General features: G+C 62.8%; 18 protein-coding genes. 17 read left to right on the forward strand and 1 reads right to left on the reverse strand.

Annotated elements, in window-relative coordinates:
* Positions 1-218 precede the first annotated feature (218 nt).
* The 9 genes from FBX99_RS04895 to FBX99_RS04935 all read left to right on the forward strand — a co-directional run bounded on the left by FBX99_RS04895 (position 219) and on the right by FBX99_RS04935 (position 10,114).
* Positions 219-1,124, forward strand: a complete 906-nt coding sequence (locus tag FBX99_RS04895) for a zeta toxin family protein (RefSeq protein WP_145130805.1) — start codon at positions 219-221, stop codon at positions 1,122-1,124.
* A gap of 500 nt (positions 1,125-1,624) precedes the next feature.
* Positions 1,625-2,836, forward strand: coding sequence for a precorrin-6y C5,15-methyltransferase (decarboxylating) subunit CbiE (cbiE, locus tag FBX99_RS04900; RefSeq protein ID WP_144928530.1), 1,212 nt, complete (start codon positions 1,625-1,627; stop codon positions 2,834-2,836).
* Positions 2,829-3,926 carry a cobalt-precorrin-5B (C(1))-methyltransferase gene (locus tag FBX99_RS04905; protein ID WP_144928528.1) on the forward strand — a complete coding sequence of 366 codons (1,098 nt, stop codon included), beginning with the start codon at positions 2,829-2,831 and terminating at the stop codon, positions 3,924-3,926. The genes cbiE and FBX99_RS04905 overlap by 8 nt, the downstream gene beginning before the upstream one ends.
* Entirely contained in the window at positions 3,923-4,648 is a 726-nt protein-coding gene (locus FBX99_RS04910) for a cobalt-precorrin-6A reductase (RefSeq protein WP_144928526.1), read from the forward strand. The genes FBX99_RS04905 and FBX99_RS04910 overlap by 4 nt, the downstream gene beginning before the upstream one ends.
* A gap of 311 nt (positions 4,649-4,959) precedes the next feature.
* Positions 4,960-5,358, forward strand: a complete 399-nt coding sequence (locus FBX99_RS04915; RefSeq protein WP_144928524.1) for a DUF2946 domain-containing protein — start codon at positions 4,960-4,962, stop codon at positions 5,356-5,358.
* Positions 5,359-5,407: 49 nt separating this feature from the next.
* The gene (locus FBX99_RS04920) at positions 5,408-5,887 is read left to right on the forward strand and encodes a copper chaperone PCu(A)C (protein ID WP_145130807.1); all 480 of its coding nucleotides are present in this window, start codon (positions 5,408-5,410) and stop codon (positions 5,885-5,887) included.
* A 54-nt stretch (positions 5,888-5,941) separates the two neighbouring features.
* A complete protein-coding gene (locus FBX99_RS04925; protein ID WP_144928569.1) occupies positions 5,942-6,343 on the forward strand; it encodes a DUF2946 domain-containing protein in 402 nt (133 codons plus the stop codon).
* Between the two features lie 82 nt (positions 6,344-6,425).
* Entirely contained in the window at positions 6,426-8,552 is a 2,127-nt protein-coding gene (locus tag FBX99_RS04930; RefSeq protein WP_144928520.1) for a TonB-dependent copper receptor, read from the forward strand.
* A gap of 182 nt (positions 8,553-8,734) precedes the next feature.
* The gene (locus FBX99_RS04935) at positions 8,735-10,114 is read left to right on the forward strand and encodes a PepSY domain-containing protein (protein ID WP_145130809.1); all 1,380 of its coding nucleotides are present in this window, start codon (positions 8,735-8,737) and stop codon (positions 10,112-10,114) included.
* A gap of 7 nt (positions 10,115-10,121) precedes the next feature.
* Here the strand turns inward: FBX99_RS04935 and FBX99_RS04940 are convergent, their stop codons facing one another.
* A complete protein-coding gene (locus FBX99_RS04940) occupies positions 10,122-10,469 on the reverse strand; it encodes a hypothetical protein (RefSeq protein ID WP_144928516.1) in 348 nt (115 codons plus the stop codon).
* Between the two features lie 253 nt (positions 10,470-10,722).
* Between FBX99_RS04940 and FBX99_RS04945 the strand changes: the two genes are divergently transcribed.
* The 8 genes from FBX99_RS04945 (at position 10,723) to urtE (ending at position 19,483) form a co-directional block, all read left to right on the forward strand.
* On the forward strand, positions 10,723-11,511 hold the full coding sequence (locus FBX99_RS04945) for an ABC transporter ATP-binding protein (RefSeq protein ID WP_144928514.1): 789 nt from the start codon (positions 10,723-10,725) through the stop codon (positions 11,509-11,511).
* Complete coding sequence (locus FBX99_RS04950) at positions 11,508-12,455, forward strand: ABC transporter substrate-binding protein (protein WP_145130811.1); 948 nt, start codon at positions 11,508-11,510, stop codon at positions 12,453-12,455. The genes FBX99_RS04945 and FBX99_RS04950 overlap by 4 nt, the downstream gene beginning before the upstream one ends.
* A complete protein-coding gene (locus FBX99_RS04955) occupies positions 12,452-13,462 on the forward strand; it encodes an iron ABC transporter permease (RefSeq protein WP_145130813.1) in 1,011 nt (336 codons plus the stop codon). The genes FBX99_RS04950 and FBX99_RS04955 overlap by 4 nt, the downstream gene beginning before the upstream one ends.
* Positions 13,463-13,792: 330 nt before the next feature.
* On the forward strand, positions 13,793-15,058 hold the full coding sequence (urtA, locus tag FBX99_RS04965; RefSeq protein ID WP_144928506.1) for an urea ABC transporter substrate-binding protein: 1,266 nt from the start codon (positions 13,793-13,795) through the stop codon (positions 15,056-15,058).
* Positions 15,059-15,222: 164 nt separating this feature from the next.
* Positions 15,223-16,725, forward strand: coding sequence for an urea ABC transporter permease subunit UrtB (urtB, locus tag FBX99_RS04970; RefSeq protein ID WP_144928504.1), 1,503 nt, complete (start codon positions 15,223-15,225; stop codon positions 16,723-16,725).
* Entirely contained in the window at positions 16,725-17,804 is a 1,080-nt protein-coding gene (gene urtC, locus FBX99_RS04975) for an urea ABC transporter permease subunit UrtC (RefSeq protein ID WP_144928502.1), read from the forward strand. Before urtB ends, urtC begins: the two co-directional genes overlap by 1 nt.
* The gene (gene urtD / locus FBX99_RS04980) at positions 17,801-18,670 is read left to right on the forward strand and encodes an urea ABC transporter ATP-binding protein UrtD (RefSeq protein WP_144928500.1); all 870 of its coding nucleotides are present in this window, start codon (positions 17,801-17,803) and stop codon (positions 18,668-18,670) included. The genes urtC and urtD overlap by 4 nt, the downstream gene beginning before the upstream one ends.
* Before the next feature lie 114 nt (positions 18,671-18,784).
* On the forward strand, positions 18,785-19,483 hold the full coding sequence (urtE, locus tag FBX99_RS04985) for an urea ABC transporter ATP-binding subunit UrtE (protein WP_144928498.1): 699 nt from the start codon (positions 18,785-18,787) through the stop codon (positions 19,481-19,483).
* Positions 19,484-19,493: the final 10 nt, after the last annotated feature.

A 19,493-nucleotide genomic window follows, 5' to 3' on the forward strand; every position in this document is an offset into this window, starting at 1 on the left:
GTCGGATTGAGGGCAGTTGGATGACAAATATGTCCGTGACGGGGTCATTGTGAGATGCATGAGGACGTAGGCTTTTCGGAGTTTTCTTGTAGGTATTTTTACCTTTAAAAACAGGTACATAACTTGAAACCAACGCGCATTTGAACAAACCGGGAAACACCGCTTTATTCAAAGGGCAAGCATTTACCTCAACCCCATTCTCGATAAGGAAATCCGGAATGTCACACGCACAGAGCTACACCTACACCCCGGCGCAGGTCACTGCCGCGTACGATGAAATCATTGCCACGCTATTGAACGGCGTCACGACCGAGACGGTTCCCAAGATGTTGATTACCGCCGGATCGCAGGGCTCGGGCAAGACCTATCTGCTGGAAAAAAGCCTGCTGCCCTCCAAGCGCTACGACAACTACGTACGCCTGTATCTGCCCGAGTACCGGGAAAAACATCCGCAATACTCGCAGATGATCAAACATGGCGTGCTGCACGCCTATGAACATACGGAGACGTTTGTCCGGGAAGTCGGCGCGAAAATCTTCGAGAAGGCGTTCAACGACAAGTACAACATCATCATGGAATGTGCGTTCGACAGCTTGGATTTTGCCGCATTTCCACCGACGGCGACCGCCGCCGGGTATCAGTTCGAGACTCACATCATTGCCTGCAAGAAAGAATTTGCGCACCTGTCGAGTATCAAGCGGGCACTCAAAAGCCTGGAGAACCAGGAAATGGAAAGGTTTGTCTCGCTGGCAGCGCTGAATACGAGCCTGAGTAACGCCCAGGCAACCATCCTCGCTTTCGAGACGGCAGCCAAAGCGGTCAGCGGCTCGCAGATTTTCCTGTATGAGCGGGGATTCGGTCAGTTGAAAGAACGGATCCTGCGCGCTCAAAGCACCTATACCCTGGATACAAATGGTTCTTTGATCATCACTGGCCCCAAGGTGGTGTATGCCAGTACTTTTGAGAGCATCGTCAATAATCGCCTGCATCTTATTGGCGACCGTGAAGAAATGGTTAAGGCGTGTCACTTGGCATTGCAGAAAGCCCAGGCGAATGCTGAGCATGTGCCGGATTCAGTCGTTAGCGATTTGTATGCGTATATTCTCAGGTATGTTTACCGGTAGATGAGCCCGGCCTGGGTGTTGTTGTACATATCCGTTGCTGCGGTAACGGCTGCTTAGGGTTCCGCCCTTACGGCGGCTCACTTTTTTTCAGACGCCAAAAAAAGTAAGCAAAAAAGGCTTCGCCCCACCACTGGGCACCTCGCCAAGGCTCGGTGTTCCCTCACTCCGGCATTGCTCCGTGGGCCCGCCGCGAAGGGCCATCCATGGCCCAGCGCGGCTATCCCGGCATCCATGCCGGGATGCCCACTGCGCAATGCCTGCGTTCGGCCCTTGTGGTTAATGGGGCGTCCAAAAGCAAAAGCAAAAGCAAAAACGAGGCGGCCTGATGCTCCCGGCTGTACTCCTATCCAATTGTGGGAGCGAGCCTGCTCGCGATGGCGGTCTGGCTGAACCGCCGATGCTGGATCGGACGAAGCCTTAACCAAACACTCAAGGTATGATGACCACCCGGTTCGCGGGCATCAGCCTGCCAATCACACAGATCCAGTCGAGGAACACAGATGACGCCCTGGTTGACCGTAGTGGGCATCGGCGAAGACGGCTTCAAGGGCCTGGGCCGCGCCGCCCGGCATGCTTTGCTGCGGGCGTCGCGGATTGTCGGCAGCGCCCGGCAGTTGGCGCTGTTGCCGCGGTGTATTCGCGGCGAACGGGAGCTGTGGCCCAGTCCGTTTTCCCTGGAGCCGCTGCTGACGCGCCGGGGCGAGGCAGTGTGCGTGTTGGCGAGCGGCGATCCGATGTTCTATGGCGTGGGCGCTAGCCTCGCTAAACAGATTCCGGGCGAGCAGATGCAGGTCATCCCGGCGCCCTCGTCCTGTTCGCTGGCAGCGGCACGCATGGGTTGGCCGTTGCAGGACGTGATGATCCTGTCGCTGGTGGCGCGCCCCTTGGCCGTGCTCAACGCCCACTTATCCACTGGCGTCAGGCTGCTGTTGCTGAGCAATGACCGCCACAGCCCGGCCGCCGTGGCGACGCTGCTGCGCGAGCGTGGGTTCGGCCCCAGCGCCATGACAGTTCTGGAGCATCTGGGCGGTGACGCAGAACGCCGGATCGAAGGGTGCGCCGCGCAATGGTCCGACCCGGCCGTTGCGGACCTGAACCTGATCGCCGTCGAGTGCCAGGCCGAACCCTCGGCGCCTCGCCTTTCTCGCCTGGCCGGCTTGCCGGACAGCGCATTCGAGCATGACGGTCAATTGACCAAGCGCGATGTGCGCGCCATCACCCTCGCCCGCCTCGCCCCGATGCCCGGCGAATTGCTCTGGGACGTCGGAGCCGGCAGCGGCGCCATCGGCATCGAATGGATGCGCGCGCACCCGACCTGCCGAGCCCTGGCCATCGAGGCCGATGAAGGCCGCCAAGGGTTGATCGAACGTAACCGCGATACGCTCGGCGTGCCCGGCCTGCAGCTGATTCGCGGACGAGCGCCGCAGGCTCTCGAGGGACTGGAGCGCCCGGACGCCGTGTTCATTGGCGGCGGCGTTACCCGTGAAGGCGTGCTGGAAGCCTGCTGGGACCGACTCAAGCCCGGCGGCCGGCTGGTCGCCAATGCCGTGACCCTGCAAAGCGAGATGACGCTCATGAACTGGCGCGAACTCCATGGCGGCGAACTGACGCGTATCCATATCGCCCAGGCCCAACCATTGGGCGAGTTCGACACCTGGCGCCAGGCGTTACCGATTACCCTGCTGGACCTGGCAAAGCCCCTCGATGCGTGACGAAACCGCCGAACAACCCGCGCCCCTGCGCAGCGGCCTCACCACTGGCAGCTGCGCCACGGCCACCAGCCTGGCGGCGGCGCGCCTGTTGCTGCAAGGCCATTGCGCCGATGCCGTGGAGATCGTTTTGCCCAAGGGCAAACAGGTGCAGATGCGCCTGGAGTTCTGCCGGTTGACCGGCCAGGGCGCCGAGGCCGGAACGATCAAGGACGCCGGCGACGACCCCGACGTGACCCACGGTGCGCTACTGTTTTCCCAGTTGCGGCTGACAGCCGAACCGGGGGTGCGTTTCGTGGCCGGGCGCGGCGTCGGCACGGTGACGCGACCGGGCCTGGTGCTGGCGGTCGGTGAACCGGCGATCAACCCGGTGCCGCGCAAGATGATCAGCGATCACCTGGAGCGGCTGGCCGAAGCAACCGGCTATACCGGCGGTTTCGAAGTCACGGTCAACGTCGAGGGTGGTGAAGCCCTGGCCTTGAAAACCATGAATCCACGCCTGGGCATCCTCGGCGGCCTGTCGATCCTCGGCACCAGCGGCATTGTCCGGCCCTTCTCCTGCGCGGCCTACATTGCCTCTATCCAGCAGGGCATCGACGTGGCGAAAACCAATGGCTACCTGCACATCGCAGCCTGCACCGGCAATGCCAGCGAAGACACCATGCGCCGGGTCTACAACCTGCCGGAAATCGCCTTGATCGAAATGGGCGACTTCGTCGGCGCCGTGCTCAAGCACGTGCGCAAGGTTCCGGTGGACAAACTCAGCCTCTGCGGTGGCTTTGGCAAAATCAGCAAACTCGCCGCTGGACACATGGACCTGCACAGCCGTCATTCGAGCATCGACCTGCCACAGCTGGCCGACTGGGCCGCCGCAATCGGCGCCGACGAGGCTTTGCAGCAAGGCATACGCGGCGCCAACACCAGCCAACAGGCCTTGGCGATGGCCAGCGCCGCCGGTATCGCCCTCGGCGACGCGGTGTGCGAGCACGCCCTGGCCTTCGCCCGAAGCATCGTGCCGTCCCAGGTTCAAGTCGAAGTCTTCGCCATCGACCGCCAGGGCGGAATCGTCGGCCGCGCCGGAGCCTTTACATGAAACGCATCCTGCTGCTGGGCGGCGTCACCGAAGCCCTGGCCATCGCTCGCACCCTGGGTCCCCAACACATCTACAGCCTGGCGGGTGTGGGCCGTGTCCCCACTGACCTGACCTGCCAGGTGCGGGTCCGCGGCTACGGCGGCGCTGAAGGCCTGGCGCAGTTCATCCGCGACCAGGGCATCAGCCTGCTCTTGGACGCCACCCACCCCTACGCCGCCCGGATCAGCCACAACGCCGCCCACGCAGCCCGCGCCTGTGGCATTCCCTGCTGGGCCCTGCGCCGCCCGGCATGGCAACCCCAGCCCGGTGATGACTGGCGCGAAGTCGCCGACTGGGCCGAACTGACCGAGGCCCTGAAACCCTTCCAGCGCCCCCTCTTCACCCTCGGCCGCGAACCGCTGCAACACCTGCACGAAATTCCCCCGGAGCAATTCTGGACCCTACGCGCCCTGGACGTTTACCCCGGCAACGAACGCTGCGAAGTCATCGGCGCGCGAGGACCGTTCCACCTCGACGGCGAACGGGCGCTGTTCGAGCGGCGGCAGATCGATGTGCTGGTCAGCAAGAACAGTGGCAGTACGGCAACCGAGCCGAAGCTGGAGGTGGCGCGGGAGCGTGGGGTGCCGGTGTTGGTGCTGAGGCGGCCGGTGTTGGCGGGAGTGGATCGGGAATTCTGGACGCTGGATGAGATGCTGTCGGCGCTGTCGACGTTTGCACCCTGAGCCCCCTGGTAATTTTTAGCGAGTGTCAGGTCGAGCCTGAACCTGTGGCGAGGGAGCTTGCTCCCGCTGGGCTGCGCAGCAGCCCCAAAAAATATGAACGAGGCTCTCCTGACACACCGCAACATCGGGTTTCAGGGTCACTTCGCGCCCCAGCGGGAGCAAGCTCCCTCGCCACAACAGCGCTCATCTGGCGATCTGTTGCTACTGTTAACCCAAGCCCTGCGACCCTACACCGCACATGGCCTTTTTACTTCTGCCCCCCGATCAGGCTAAATACCGCCACCTGATCGCCCAACCGAGCGGATTCGCCCATGTCCCGACAACGGCTTGCATTTGCCTGGATCGCCTGCTTCGCAGTGCTGTTCAACATGCTGGCCATGCCGCTTTCCGGCAGCGGGATGGTGCAGAAGAGTGCGCCGGCCGAGCAATTGTTGTGGGGCAGCTTCTGTTCCTCCAGTGGCACGAAGATGGTGGCGATTTCCCTGGGCAAGCTCGAACAGGGCACGCCCCGCAACGACGATCACTCGACCATGCAGCATTGCTGGTGCTGCGCAGGCTCGGCGTCGTTGGTGGCGCTCACGGGACAGGCTCCGCGGCTGTATCTGGCCCCACAGCCTGCCCATCTCGACCTTGTCCACTCAACGTTCGACAGCCCCACCCCACGCCAGCAATGGCCGAGTCTCAACCCCCGCGCCTCGCCTCTGGTCTGATTCCACCGCATAAAACAATTGCGTCCTGAATCGTTCCGGAGAATCAACCATGTTGAACAGACTCATCCTGCTGGCTGCCCTGCTGCTTCCCGTCGGCTTTGCCCATGCTCATCAATACAAGGTCGGTGACCTTGAGATTGCCCATCCCTGGTCCCAGGAACTGCCGCCCAACGCGCCCACCGTGGCCGCGTATTTCGTGATCCACAACACGGGCTCAGAGGCGGACCGGTTACTCAGCGTCGACACGCCGATTGCCGGCAAAGCCGAGCTCCACGAGCACGTGAAGCAGGACGACCTGATGAAGATGCAGCCCGTGCCCTCGGTCGAGATTGCTCCAGGCGCCACCGTCACTTTCGCCCCCATGGCGTACCACGTCATGCTGCTGGAGCTTGAGGACCGCAACCTACTGAAAGACGGTAAGCGCTTTGCCATGACCCTGCATTTCGAGAAAGCCGGGGATGTCACGGTCGACGTTGCGGTGCAGAAAAAAGCCCCCGACGGCACCAAGACCGAAGGCCACATGCACTGACAGCGGCCCATGGGTCTTCCCCGCGCCAGGCCTGACATGCCCCGCCGCCAGCCAATGAGTCTGGCACCCGGCAGCTGGATCAGCCTGTTCGCCATGCTGATGATCTTCATCGGTCCACTGGTTTCCCAGTCGATGCCGATGGATCAGCACATGTCTTCATCCATGCCTATGAGCATGGATATGGACATGAGCATGGACATGTCCGTTGCTCACGCCGGACATGAAGCACCGACAGCCGAACACGGCACGCCTCGGAACGAGCACCACGCGCTGTGGGAAAAATGCGGCTATTGCAGCTTGCTGTTCAATTGCCCGGCCCTGCCCGGCGGGCAGCCTCTCGCCGTTTTCGACACCCCAACGGCCAACACCTACACCAGCCCTTCCCCACGCCTGGGCCATGCCCGGCCATCCTTCTTCCCGGGAGCCCGTACCCGCGCACCGCCCCTCGACGCGTAGATCCGACACTTACCAACCCGGTCGCACAAGACAGCTCCAGGCTGCCCGACCGTGTCGTCTACGTTTGTTCGATGGAATCATCATGTCCAGGTTTTCTGCCGGCATCGCTTTGGGTACAGCCCAAGCCAACTGCCCTCCAAATGAGGCACGGGTGCGCTTTCACCCTGCCATTGCCGCCCTGTGCGGTCTGCTACTGACGTCTCACACGCAGGCCGATGAACACGAGCATCATGAAGGCCAGGTCGAGGAACTGAGCCCGACGGTCATTACCGCCATTGCACCCAGCTCACCGCTGACCGTGGTCACCAATCCCAAGGACCCGCGCCAACCGGTCCCGGCCAGTGACGGCGGTGACTACCTCAAGACCATTCCCGGCTTCGCCCTGGTACGCAACGGCGGTACCAATGGTGACCCGGTGCTCCGTGGCATGTTCGGCTCACGGCTGAATATCCTCACTAACGGCAGCACGCTGCTGGGCGCCTGCCCCGGTCGGATGGACGCGCCAACCTCCTACATCTCGCCGGAAACCTACGATCAGCTCACCGTGATCAAGGGCCCGCAAAGCGTGTTGTGGGGCCCTGGCGCGTCGGCCGGGACCATCCTGTTCGACCGCAAGCCGGAACAGTTCGGTGAATTGGGCACAAGGGTCAATGCCAGTGTGCTCGCCGGCTCCAACGGTCGCTTCGACAAAGTGCTGGACGCCGCTGCCGGCGGGTCCCTGGGCTACGTACGGGTGATCGGCAACACCGCCCATTCGGACGATTACCGCGACGGCAACAACGACACCGTACCGTCGCGCTACGACAAGTGGAACGGCGACGTCACCCTTGGCTGGACGCCGGATGCCGATACGCTGCTGGAGCTGACCGCCGGCAAGGGCGACGGCGAGGCGCGCTACGCCGGGCGAGGTATGGACGGCTCGCAGTTCAAGCGTGAAAGCCTCGGGCTGCGTTTCGAACGGTCGAACCTCGGCGGTGTGCTGGATAAGATCGAGGCACAGGTCTACTACAACTACGCCGACCACGTGATGGACAACTACACGCTGCGCACGCCTTCAGGCACCGGAATGATGGCCGGCCCCATGGCGTCCAATGTCGACCGACGCACACTGGGCGCGCGCATCAAGGCCACCTGGCGCTGGGCCGATGTGCAGTTGATCAGCGGCCTGGATGCCCAGACCAACGAACATCGCCAACGCAGCAGCATGGGCGTCGACACCTACAAGGAACTGCCGCGCACCAAGGACGCCGACTTTCACAACTATGGCATCTTCGGCGAACTGACCTGGTACGCCGCCGACCGCGACAGGCTGGTCACCGGTGCTCGGCTCGACCGGGCCTCGGCCAAGGATTACCGGCAGAGCATCGGCTCCGGCATGATGGCCCGACCCAATCCCACTGCCGACGATACCCGCGCCGATACTCTGCCCAGCGGTTTCGTCCGCTACGAGCACGATCTGGCAGACAGCCCCACGACGGTTTATGCAGGCCTGGGCCACGCGCAACGCTTCCCCGACTACTGGGAGCTGTTCTCGCCGGATAACGGCCCCACCGGCTCGCTGAATGCCTTCGATTCGATCAAGCCGGAAAAAACCACCCAGCTCGACTTCGGCCTGCAGTACAAGACCGAAACCCTCGAAGCCTGGGCCTCCGGGTATATCGGGCAAGTGCGTGACTACATCCTGTTCGACTACACCCCCGGCATGATGGGCAGCACCTCCCGTGCCGAGAACATCGATGCGCGGATCATGGGCGGCGAACTGGGTGCGGCCTACCGGCTGACCGAACGCTGGAAGGCCGACGCGACCCTGGCCTATGCCTGGGGCAAAAACAGCAGCGACGGCAGTGCGCTGGCACAGATGCCGCCGCTGGATGCACGCCTGGGCCTGACCTACAGCGAAGACCGCTGGAGCGCCGGAGCCCTGTGGCGGGTGGTGGCGGCCCAGCACCGGGTCGACGAGAACAGGGGCAACGTGGTGGGCAAGGATTACGGCAAGAGCTCGGGCTTCGGGGTCTTCTCCCTCAATGGTGCCTACCGCATCAACACGCATTGGAAGGTCAGCAGCGGCGTCGACAACCTGTTCGGCAAAGCCTACGCCGAGCACCTGAATCTGGCCGGCAACGCCGGGTTCGGCTATCCGGCCAGTGACCCGCAAGCCATCAACGAACCGGGGCGTACGCTCTGGACCAAGGTGGACATGAGTTTCTAACACGTTGCAGGCAAGGCCTGACACCTGACTCTGTGGCGAGGGAGCTTGCTCCCGCTCGGTTGCATGGCAACCGCAAAAAACGAGGACTGCTGCGCAGCCCAACGGGAGCAAGCTCCCTCGCCACAGGTCGGTGTCCAGCCTCACAACATAACAACCACATTTGCCAAGCGGAGCGCTTTTCGATGAGCCAACCGAAACCGAACTTCTACAACCTGGCCTGGCGCTGGCATTTCTATGCCGGGCTGTTCGTCGCGCCATTCATGGTGATGCTGGCCCTGACCGGCATCATCTACCTGTTCAAACCGCAACTCGATCCATTGATGTACGGCAGCCTGCTGAACGTACCGGCCGGCCATCACACGATGGCTGCGGACGACCTGCTCCAACAGGTCCGCCAGGCGTACCCCGAAGCCCAGGTAAAACAGTACTTGCCACCGGCCGACGCCGAACGTAGCGCGCAGTTCGTGGTGATCGACAAGGGCCGGGAGCTGAACGTCTTCATCGACCCATACCACGGCGACGTCCTCGGCGAACAGGACGCCAAGAACAACCTGCAAGCCTTGGCCAGAGCCATCCATGGCGAACTGTTGATCGGCACCGTCGGTGATCGGCTGGTGGAAATGGCCGCCGGCTGGGGTGTGGTGCTGATAGTCTCGGGGTTGTACCTGTGGTGGCCCCGTGGGCAATCATCCGCCGGGGTCCTGTGGCCGCGCTGGAACGTTCGTGGCCGGCTGTTCTGGCGCGACCTGCACGTTGTCATCGGCTTCTGGGGCGCGGCGTTGCTGCTGGTGATGTTGCTCAGCGGCATGACCTGGACCGGCTTCTGGGGCAAACAGTACGCCAATCTCTGGAATCGCTTCCCCGCCGCGATGTGGAATGACGTGCCCAAGTCCGATGCCGACGCCGGCAGCCTCAACAGCGCCCATCGCCAGACCGTGCCCTGGGCCGTGGAAAACACGCCGATGCCGATGTCCGGCGATCATGCCGAGCACATGGCCCACGGTGGCATGCATGAGGGCCCTGCCGCGCCGGCCATCAGCCTGCAAGCGGTGCAGGACCTCGCCGCCGCTCACAAGGTCACACCTGGCTACAGCATCACCCTGCCAACCACGACCACGGGAGTCTTCACCATTGCCGTGTTCGCCGACGATCCGCGCAACGACGCGACTCTCCACGTGGACCAGTACACCGGCAAGGTCCTGGCCGATGTGCGCTGGGCTCACTACAGCGTCGTCGCCCGCGCCACCGAAACCGGCGTCATGTTGCACGAAGGCAAGATGTTCGGCCCGGCGAACCAGATCGTGGTACTGCTGATCTGCCTGATGATCCTGCTCAGCGCCGTGAGCGGCGTGGTGATGTGGTGGAAGCGCCGACCGCAGGGCAAGCTCGGCGTACCGCCCATGCGCCACGACCTGCCGACGTGGAAGACCGGGGTGTTCATCATGCTGGCCCTGGCGGTGGTGTTTCCGTTGGTGGGGGCGTCGCTGGTGGTGGTATGGATGATCGACCGCCTGTGGATTTCGCGCAGGATCCAGGACATCCGCAGTGATGCAATCTCTTGAGCGACGGTCAAGGCCGGAACAGATCGCCACAAGATCCCGGCTGAAGGACACCATTGCAGACGTGGAGTTTTTCCACGTCGATAACCTTGATGTCTTCGATCTCGTTGGGCGTGCCGCCGCCGTAGTCATTCCTGCATGTCACAGCGATCCGGCACCGCTCGTTGGCCTGTGGCTCGATCATCGGGCGAGGCGGGCGGCCGGTGTCCATCGCACTCACCGTTTCCTTGCAACTGAAGCTGATCGGGTTCTTCGCCCATGCCTGCTCACACGGATGCCCGGAGGCTACGGCCAAGCGAATGGCGACACACTCGAAGACCAGTGCGCCAATGAAAGTCACAAATCTGGTCGTGGTCATGGCGTTTCTTCCCTTTTTTGGGGAATAAGCAAGCTAACCTGCCTCGATCCCGGGGGCTACTGTCAGGTCTGACAGGTCCGTGCCGGCTTGCCAGGGGAGGGCTGGATACGCCCTTTGAGAAGGTTTCATCTTCATGCTGAAGACAGTGCGTTAACGGAAGGCGGCGCGAAACCTCTACAATCGCGCCCGCTGTCCAGCTGTAAACACAGTTCTTTGTAGGAGCGGTGTTTCAACCGATAACTTGAGTACACGCATGACCTCGCTGACCCTCTCTCACCTCGCCTGGACTCCTCTGGGCCATGGTCACTGCCATCACCAGTTCCAACTGCGTGACGCCACGTTGCAGGTGGCGGCCGGGGAGTTTGTCGGGTTGATCGGGCCCAACGGCAGCGGCAAGACCAGCCTGTTGCGGTGCGCCTATCGGTTCAGCCCGCCGGAGAGCGGTGAAGTGAAACTCGACCACTACAACGTCTGGCGCCAGTCGTCACGCTGGTGCGCGCAACGTATCGCCGTGGTACTGCAGGAGTTTCCCGACGCCTTTGGCCTGACGGTCGAGGAAGTGGTCGCCATGGGCCGCACGCCTCATAAAGGCCTGTTCGATGGCGATAACCACGAGGACCGGCGCCTGGTCATCCAGGCCCTGGAGGCGGCAGGGCTGCAAGGCTTCGGCGAACATGCGTTCGCTACCCTCTCGGGCGGTGAAAAACAGCGGGTAATCCTGGCCCGCGCCCTGGTCCAGCAACCGCAACTGCTGATCCTCGACGAGCCGACCAATCACCTCGACCCGCGCTATCAACTCGAACTGCTGCAATTGATCAAGCGCCTGGGAATCGGCACCCTCGCCAGCATCCACGATTTGAACCTGGCGGCCGCCTTCTGTGACCGGCTCTACGTCATCGAACACGGCCGCATCGTCGCCAGCGGCACTCCCAAGGATGTGCTGACCGCCGCGCTGCTGCACGACGTCTTCGGCGTCAAAGCCCTGGTGGATGAACATCCCCTTGCCGGCTACCCACGAATCACCTGGATAACCCAACCATGACCCTGCGTTCCCTGCTGCTCCTGCCGCTGCTGCTGTGCAGCGCCCATGCCCTGGCCGAATCCACCCGCTATCCGTTGACGATCCAGAGCTGCGACCGTCAGGTGACGTTCAACGAAGCCCCGCGGCACGCCGTCAGCCACGACATCAACATGACCCAGATGATGCTCGCCCTCGGGCTCAAATCGCGCATGGTCGGCTACAGCGGCATCAGTGGCTGGAAATCGGTGACGCCCGAAATGGCGAAGATCCTCGATGGCCTGCCGGAACTGGCGGCCAAGTACCCCTCGGTGGAAACCCTGCTCAACGCCAATGTGGATTTCTTCTTCGCCGGGTGGGACTACGGCATGCGGGTGGGCGGCGACCTGACGCCGCAGACCCTGCAACCGCTGGGCATCAACGTGTACGAATTGACCGAGTCCTGCGCGTTCGTGATGAAACGTCCGGCGGCTTCGCTGGAAGATACCTACAACGACCTGCGCAATCTTGGGAAGATTTTCGACGTCCAGGACCGCGCCGATGCGCTGATCGCCACGATGCAGGCCCAGGTGGCCGACGTCCGCAAACACCTGCCGACCGACCGGCCCCGAGTGTTCCTCTACGACAGCGGTGAAGACCGGGCCATGACCTCCGGCCGACTGGGCATGCCCCAGGCTCTGATCGACGCGGCGGGCGGGCGCAATATCCTCGATGGCCTGGAAACCAGCTGGACCCGGGTGAACTGGGAAAACGTGGTCGAGCAGAACCCCGAGGTCATCGTGATCGTCGATTACGGCGAAGTCAGCGCCGAGCAGAAACAACAATTCCTGCTGGACCACCCGGCCTTGCAGTCGGTGGATGCGATCAAGCACCGGCGCTTCATCGTGATTCCCTACGTCCAGGCCACGCCAGGCATCGACAACGTGGTGGCGGTGCAGACTCTGGCGAAGGGTTTCCACGACCGATGAACCCTCGTCGCTATGCCGGACTGCTGATTTTCCTCGGCGCGCTGATGCTGGTGTCGTGCGTGGTGTCCCTGGGCTTCGGGCCGGCGCGGGTGCCGGTGGCCGTGGTCTGGGACATCTTGCTGAACAAGGCCTTCGGCATGGGGGAGGTCTATTGGACGGCCGGCCAGGAACACATCGTCTGGCTGATCCGCGTGCCGCGCCTGCTGCTCGGTGCGCTGCTGGGCGCGGGGCTGGCATTGATCGGCGCGGTGCTGCAAGCGGTCACCCGCAACCCGCTGGCCGACCCGCACCTGCTCGGGGTTACCTCCGGCGCGACCCTCGGGGCGGTCATCGTGGTCCTGCATGTCGGGGAAATCGTCGGCCTGCTGACCCTGCCCCTCGCCGCGTTCATCGGCGCGCTGTTGAGCATGCTCTTGGTGCTGGCGATTGCCAGCCGTCAGGGTCGCCTGGAAAGCGATCGCCTGTTGCTGTGCGGCGTGGCGGTGTCATTCGTGATGATGGCGGCGGCCAACCTGCTGCTGTTCCTGGGTGACCATCGCGCCAGCTCCGCGGTGATGTTCTGGATGCTCGGCGGCCTGGGCCTGGCGCGCTGGGAACTGCTGGCGGTGCCCGCCGCCAGCGTCCTGTTGGGACTGGCTCTGTTGCTGGGCATGGCTCGGCCGTTGAATGCCCTGATGACTGGCGAACAGACCGCCGTGACCCTGGGCCTGAACGCGGCGAAGGTGCGGTTGTGGATCTTCCTGATCGCGTCGCTGATGACCGGCGTACTGGTGTCCATCAGCGGCTCGATCGGATTTGTCGGGCTGATGGTGCCGCATATCGCCCGGCGCCTGGTGGGCGCCGAGCATCGTCGCTTGCTGCCGGCCTGCGTACTGCTGGGCAGCCTGTTCCTGGTATGGGTAGATGTGGCCGCGCGGACCCTGATCGCACCGGAGGACTTGCCGATTGGCGTGGCGACGGCGGCCATTGGCGGGCTGTTTTTCATCGGCCTGATGCGGCGGCGCTGAGCTTCAAGGCCTGCACATAACCCCATTGTGGGAGCGGGCTTGCTCGCGAATGCGGTGTGTCATCCGATGCATGTGTTGAATGACACACCGCTTTCGCGAGCAAGCCCGCTCCCACAGGGGGATCTTCAGTGGCCGCGACGCCCCAATGTGGCGCGCCAGGTCGCACCAGCCACCGCATGACGAGCACTCATGGTGCGCCACCCTGTCCAGCCTCTGCGCCACCCCTTGTTTCCGAGCCTCCCCCCAACCGGGCACATCCCTTGCAAAAGCCCCTTCAGCGTCCGCATCTGCCAACCAAGAAAAACTCATAAAGTCCACGGAGATCGCACAATGAAACGTCGTAGCTTGATCAAGGCTTTTACACTCTCGGCCAGCATTGCCGCGATGGGCATGGCCTGGACCGTCCAGGCCGCCGAAACCATCAAGGTCGGCATCCTGCATTCACTGTCCGGAACCATGGCGATTTCCGAGACGTCCCTCAAGGACATGGCGCTGATGACCATCGACGAAATCAATGCCAAGGGTGGTGTGAACGGCAAGCAGCTCGAAGCGGTGGTCGTGGACCCGGCCTCGAACTGGCCACTATTTGCGGAAAAAGGCCGCCAGTTGCTGACCCAGGACAAGGTCGCCGTGGTGTTCGGCTGCTGGACGTCGGTGTCGCGCAAATCCGTGCTGCCGGTGTTCGAAGAGCTCAATGGCCTGCTGTTCTATCCGGTGCAATACGAAGGCGAAGAGATGTCGCCGAACGTGTTCTACACCGGCGCAGCGCCGAACCAGCAGGCGATTCCGGCGGTGGAATACCTGATGAGCGAAGAAGGTGGCAGCGCCAAGCGCTATTTCCTGCTGGGCACCGACTACGTCTACCCGCGCACCACCAACAAGATCCTACGGGCGTTCCTGCACTCCAAGGGTGTGGCGGACAAGGACATCGAAGAGGTCTATACCCCGTTCGGCCACAGCGACTACCAGACCATCGTGGCGAGCATCAAGAAGTTCTCGGCTGGCGGCAAGACCGCAGTCATATCCACAGTCAACGGCGACTCCAACGTGCCGTTCTACAAGGAACTGGCCAACCAGGGCCTGAAAGCCACCGACGTACCGGTGGTGGCGTTCTCGGTGGGCGAAGAGGAGTTGCGCGGCATCGACACCAAGCCACTGGTGGGCAACCTGGCGGCATGGAACTACTTCGAATCCGTGGATAACCCGGCGAACAAGAAATTTGTCGATGCCTGGAAAGCGTATGCCAAGGCCAAGAACCTACCGGGCGCCGACAAGGCCGTGACCAACGACCCGATGGAGGCTACCTACGTCGGTATCCACATGTGGGCCCAAGCGGTCGAGAAAGCCAAGTCCACCGACGTCGACAAAGTCCGCGAAGCCCTCGCCGGCCAGACCTTCGCCGCGCCATCGGGCTACACCCTGACCATGGACAAGACCAACCACCACCTGCACAAGCCAGTGATGATCGGCGAGATCCAGGCCGACGGTCAGTTCAACGTGGTCTGGCAGACCGAAGGCCCGATCCGCGCGCAACCGTGGAGCCCGTTCATCGCCGGCAACGACAAGAAGCCCGACTATGCGGTGAAGGGTAACTGAGCCCATGGGTGTTGGCCCGAGCATCGAACTCTGACCGACACAAATCCCTTGTGGGAGCGGGCTTGCTCGCGAATGCGGTAGATCATCCAGAGCAAATGTGACTGACCCACCGCATTCGCGAGCAAGCCCGCTCCCACAAAGCAAGACTGCGCAAGGCCGAGCATATGCCCACTGCCCTTTACCATCTGATTATCGCCCTGGTGATGTTACTGCCGCTGGGAGCCCACGCCGGCGACGCCGAAGATTTCGTCGCCGCCAACCCGACCCAGCAGGCCAAACTGCTGGAAACCTGGGCTGCGCAGCCCGAGCCCGGACGTGTCGAACTGCTCAACGCCTTGCAACAAGGGCAGTTGACCGTCGACGGCCAACCCAAGACCCTGCGCCTGAACAACCGCTTGCGCGGGCTGGTCGAAACCGCCCTCGCCAGTCACCAATTGCTCGCCAGTGATCCCGGCATGCGCCTGGGCGCCGCGCAGCAACTGCAAAAAAGTGCCCGCCCCACGCAACTGGCCTTTCTCGACCGGCAGTTGGCCGGTGAGCAAGACGAAGATGTTCACGCCGCCCTGAGCCTGGCCCTGGCGAACCTGCAACTGGTGGACGCCAACCCGAACGTGCGCATGGCCGCCGTCCGCCTGCTGGGGGAAACCGGCGATCCACTGGCCCGCACCCGCCTGGAAGGGCTGCTCGAACCCGGCGTCGAAACCGATGCCGCTGTGCGCACCGCCGCCGAAACCAGCCTGGGCCAGGTCAAGCGCAAGCTCCTGGTGGGCGAGTTGCTGGGCCAGGCGTTCAGCGGCATGTCCCTGGGCTCGATCCTGCTGCTAGCCGCCCTCGGCCTGGCGATTACCTTCGGCCTGCTGGGGGTGATCAATATGGCCCACGGCGAGATGCTGATGCTCGGCGCGTACTCCACATACGTCGTGCAGATGCTGTTCCAGCGCTTCGCCCCGAGCGCCATCGAGTTCTATCCGCTGATTGCCCTGCCGGTGGCATTTTTCATCACCGCCGCCATCGGCATGGCCCTGGAGCGCACGGTGATCCGGCATCTTTACGGACGGCCACTGGAAACCCTGCTCGCCACCTGGGGCATCAGCCTGATGCTGATCCAACTGGTGCGCCTGGTGTTCGGTGCGCAGAACGTCGAAGTCGCCAACCCGGCCTGGCTCTCGGGCGGAATCCAGGTGTTGCCGAACCTGGTGCTGCCGTACAACCGCATCGTGATCATCGCCTTCGCCTTGTTCGTGGTGGTGCTGACCTGGTTGTTGCTGAACAAGACCCGCCTGGGCCTGAACGTGCGCGCAGTGACCCAGAACCGCAACATGGCCGCCTGCTGCGGCGTGCCCACCGGCCGCGTGGACATGCTCGCCTTCGGTCTCGGCTCGGGCATCGCCGGGCTCGGCGGCGTGGCCCTGAGCCAGATCGGCAACGTCGGCCCGGACCTGGGCCAGAGCTACATCATCGATTCGTTCCTGGTGGTGGTGCTCGGCGGCGTCGGACAGTTGGCCGGCAGCGTATCCGCCGCGTTCGGCCTGGGCATCGCCAACAAAATTCTCGAACCGCAGATCGGCGCCGTGCTCGGAAAGATCCTGATCCTCGCGCTGATCATTCTGTTCATCCAGAAGCGTCCGCAAGGCCTCTTCGCGCTCAAAGGACGGGTAATCGACTGATGAACCAGCCCCTGATGCTCACGGCCACGCAAAAGGCCGGTCCCAAAGTCACTCTCGTCGTCGGCGCGCTGATCCTGGCCGTGCTGCTGAGCCTGCCGTTGCTGTCGCTGCTGGCGGCGGATAATCCGCTGCACGTCTCGGCCTACACCCTGACCCTGGTGGGTAAGATTCTCTGCTACGCCATCGTCGCCCTGGCACTGGACCTGGTCTGGGGCTACGCCGGTTTGCTCTCCCTGGGCCACGGCCTGTTCTTCGCCCTGGGCGGCTACGCCATGGGCATGTACTTGATGCGCCAGGCCGCCGGAGATGGCTTGCCGGCGTTCATGACCTTCTTGTCGTGGACCGAGTTGCCCTGGTACTGGGCCGGTACCGACAACTTTCTCTGGGCCTTGTGCCTGGTGGTCCTGGCGCCGGGGCTACTGGCGTTGCTGTTCGGTTTCTTCGCCTTTCGTTCGCGGATCAAGGGCGTGTATTTCTCGATCATGACCCAGGCCCTGACCTTCGCCGGAATGTTGCTGTTCTTCCGCAACGAAACCGGGTTCGGTGGCAACAACGGCTTCACCAGTTTCCGCTCGATCCTGGGCTTCGGCATCACCGAGCCAGGCACCCGGGCGGCGCTGTTCCTGGCCACCGTGCTGTTGCTGGTGACGAGCCTGTTCATCGGCTGGCGGCTGGCCCGCAGCAAGTTCGGCCGGGTGCTGACCGCCCTGCGGGACGCGGAAAACCGCCTGATGTTCTGCGGTTACGATCCCCGGGGTTTCAAGCTGTTCGTCTGGGTCTTGAGCGCGGTCCTGTGCGGTCTGGCCGGGGCGTTGTATGTGCCACAGGTGGGCATTATCAACCCCAGCGAAATGTCACCGACCAACTCCATCGAGGCTGCCGTGTGGGTGGCGCTCGGCGGGCGCGGCACACTGATCGGGCCGCTGCTGGGCGCCGGCGTGGTCAACGGCATGAAGAGCTGGTTCACCGTGGCCTTCCCGGAGTACTGGCTGTTTTTCCTGGGTGCGCTGTTCATCGTGGTGACTCTATACCTGCCCAAGGGCGTGGTGGGCCTGCTGAAGAAACGAGGCGAACAATGAGAATCACAGCGAGTGCCGAATTCATGCTCGAACCGGTTTTCTTTCCAACCGACCCCAACAAGGACGCCGGCAGTAGCCGCGACGCCATCGGCCTCGGCCAGGCCGCGGGCGAAGGCCTGAATACCCGTCACGGCACGATCCTGACCCTGGAAGACATCAGCGTCAGCTTCGACGGTTTCAAGGCCCTGAACGATCTGAACCTGTACATCGGTGTCGGCGAACTGCGTTGCATCATCGGTCCCAATGGCGCGGGCAAGACCACGCTGATGGACGTCATCACCGGCAAGACCCGTCCGAGTCATGGCAAGGCCTGGTTTGGCGAAACCCTCGACCTGACCGGCATGAGCGAAGTGCAGATCGCCCAGGCCGGTATCGGCCGCAAGTTCCAGAAACCCACGGTGTTCGAAGCCCTGAGCGTGTTCGAGAACCTGGAGTTGGCGTTGAAAACCGATAAGTCAGTATGGGCCAGCCTGCGGGCGAAGCTGACCGGCGAGCAGCACGACCGTATCAATGAAGTGCTGGAGACCATTCGCCTCACGCCATCGGTCAGCCGCGCCGCCGGGCTGCTGTCCCACGGACAGAAGCAGTTCCTGGAGATCGGCATGCTGCTGGTCCAGGACCCACAATTGCTATTGCTCGACGAACCCGTGGCGGGCATGACCGACGCCGAAACCGACTTCACCGCCGAGCTGTTCAAATCCCTGGCGGGCAAACATTCGCTGATGGTGGTGGAACATGACATGGGCTTCGTCGGCACCATCGCCGACCACGTTACCGTGCTGCATCAGGGCAGCGTGCTGGCCGAAGGATCGCTGGAACAGGTCCAGGCCGATGAACGGGTCGTTGAAGTTTATTTGGGAAGATGAATCGGCCAGCTTCGAGCTACAAGCTTCAAGCGGCAAGTGAAGCAAGCCCTACACAGTCCCGCTCTTACTTGTCGCTTGAAGCTTGCCGCTTGAAGCCCTACGAACGGAGTTCAAATGTTACAGGTCCAACACCTTCATCAATACTACGGCGGCAGCCACATCCTGCGGGGCCTGTCTTTCGACGCCAAGGTCGGCGAAGTGACGTGCCTGCTGGGCCGCAACGGCGTGGGCAAGACCACCCTGCTCAAATGCCTGATGGGCCTGTTGCCGGCCAAGGAAGGCGCGGTGAGTTGGGAAGGCAAGGCCATCACCGCGTTCAAACCGCACCAACGGGTGCAGGCCGGCATCGCCTACGTGCCCCAGGGCCGGGAAATTTTCGGACGGCTGACGGTGGAAGAAAACCTGCTGATGGGCCTGTCGCGCTTTCCCGGCGCCGAAGCCAAGGAAGTGCCGGCATTCATCTACGAATTGTTCCCGGTATTGCTGCAGATGAAACAACGTCGTGGCGGGGACCTGTCCGGCGGCCAGCAACAGCAGCTCGCCATTGGCCGGGCCCTGGCCAGTCGTCCACGACTGCTGATTCTCGACGAGCCCACCGAAGGCATCCAGCCCTCGGTGATCAAGGAAATCTGCGTGGTGATCAAGAAGCTGGCGGCCCGGGGCGACATGGCAATTTTGCTGGTGGAGCAGTTCTACGACTTCGCCGCCGAGTTGGCCGATCAGTACCTGGTGATGTCCCGGGGCGAGATCGTGCAGCAGGGGCGCGGAGAAAACATGGAAGCCGAGGGTGTGCGCGGGCTGGTTACGATCTAGTCTGTAGCGT

Source organism: Pseudomonas sp. SJZ074 (genome assembly GCF_007828215.1).
Classification (GTDB): Bacteria; Pseudomonadota; Gammaproteobacteria; order Pseudomonadales; family Pseudomonadaceae; genus Aquipseudomonas.

Coding starts and splice junctions, on each gene's coding strand:
- FBX99_RS04895 (WP_145130805.1), top strand. CDS start 219: ATGTCACACGCACAGAGCTACACCTACACCCCGGCGCAGGTCACTGCC.
- cbiE (WP_144928530.1), top strand. CDS start 1,625: ATGACGCCCTGGTTGACCGTAGTGGGCATCGGCGAAGACGGCTTCAAG.
- FBX99_RS04905 (WP_144928528.1), top strand. CDS start 2,829: ATGCGTGACGAAACCGCCGAACAACCCGCGCCCCTGCGCAGCGGCCTC.
- FBX99_RS04910 (WP_144928526.1), top strand. CDS start 3,923: ATGAAACGCATCCTGCTGCTGGGCGGCGTCACCGAAGCCCTGGCCATC.
- FBX99_RS04915 (WP_144928524.1), top strand. CDS start 4,960: ATGTCCCGACAACGGCTTGCATTTGCCTGGATCGCCTGCTTCGCAGTG.
- FBX99_RS04920 (WP_145130807.1), top strand. CDS start 5,408: ATGTTGAACAGACTCATCCTGCTGGCTGCCCTGCTGCTTCCCGTCGGC.
- FBX99_RS04925 (WP_144928569.1), top strand. CDS start 5,942: ATGAGTCTGGCACCCGGCAGCTGGATCAGCCTGTTCGCCATGCTGATG.
- FBX99_RS04930 (WP_144928520.1), top strand. CDS start 6,426: ATGTCCAGGTTTTCTGCCGGCATCGCTTTGGGTACAGCCCAAGCCAAC.
- FBX99_RS04935 (WP_145130809.1), top strand. CDS start 8,735: ATGAGCCAACCGAAACCGAACTTCTACAACCTGGCCTGGCGCTGGCAT.
- FBX99_RS04940 (WP_144928516.1), bottom strand. CDS start 10,469: ATGACCACGACCAGATTTGTGACTTTCATTGGCGCACTGGTCTTCGAG.
- FBX99_RS04945 (WP_144928514.1), top strand. CDS start 10,723: ATGACCTCGCTGACCCTCTCTCACCTCGCCTGGACTCCTCTGGGCCAT.
- FBX99_RS04950 (WP_145130811.1), top strand. CDS start 11,508: ATGACCCTGCGTTCCCTGCTGCTCCTGCCGCTGCTGCTGTGCAGCGCC.
- FBX99_RS04955 (WP_145130813.1), top strand. CDS start 12,452: ATGAACCCTCGTCGCTATGCCGGACTGCTGATTTTCCTCGGCGCGCTG.
- urtA (WP_144928506.1), top strand. CDS start 13,793: ATGAAACGTCGTAGCTTGATCAAGGCTTTTACACTCTCGGCCAGCATT.
- urtB (WP_144928504.1), top strand. CDS start 15,223: ATGCCCACTGCCCTTTACCATCTGATTATCGCCCTGGTGATGTTACTG.
- urtC (WP_144928502.1), top strand. CDS start 16,725: ATGAACCAGCCCCTGATGCTCACGGCCACGCAAAAGGCCGGTCCCAAA.
- urtD (WP_144928500.1), top strand. CDS start 17,801: ATGAGAATCACAGCGAGTGCCGAATTCATGCTCGAACCGGTTTTCTTT.
- urtE (WP_144928498.1), top strand. CDS start 18,785: ATGTTACAGGTCCAACACCTTCATCAATACTACGGCGGCAGCCACATC.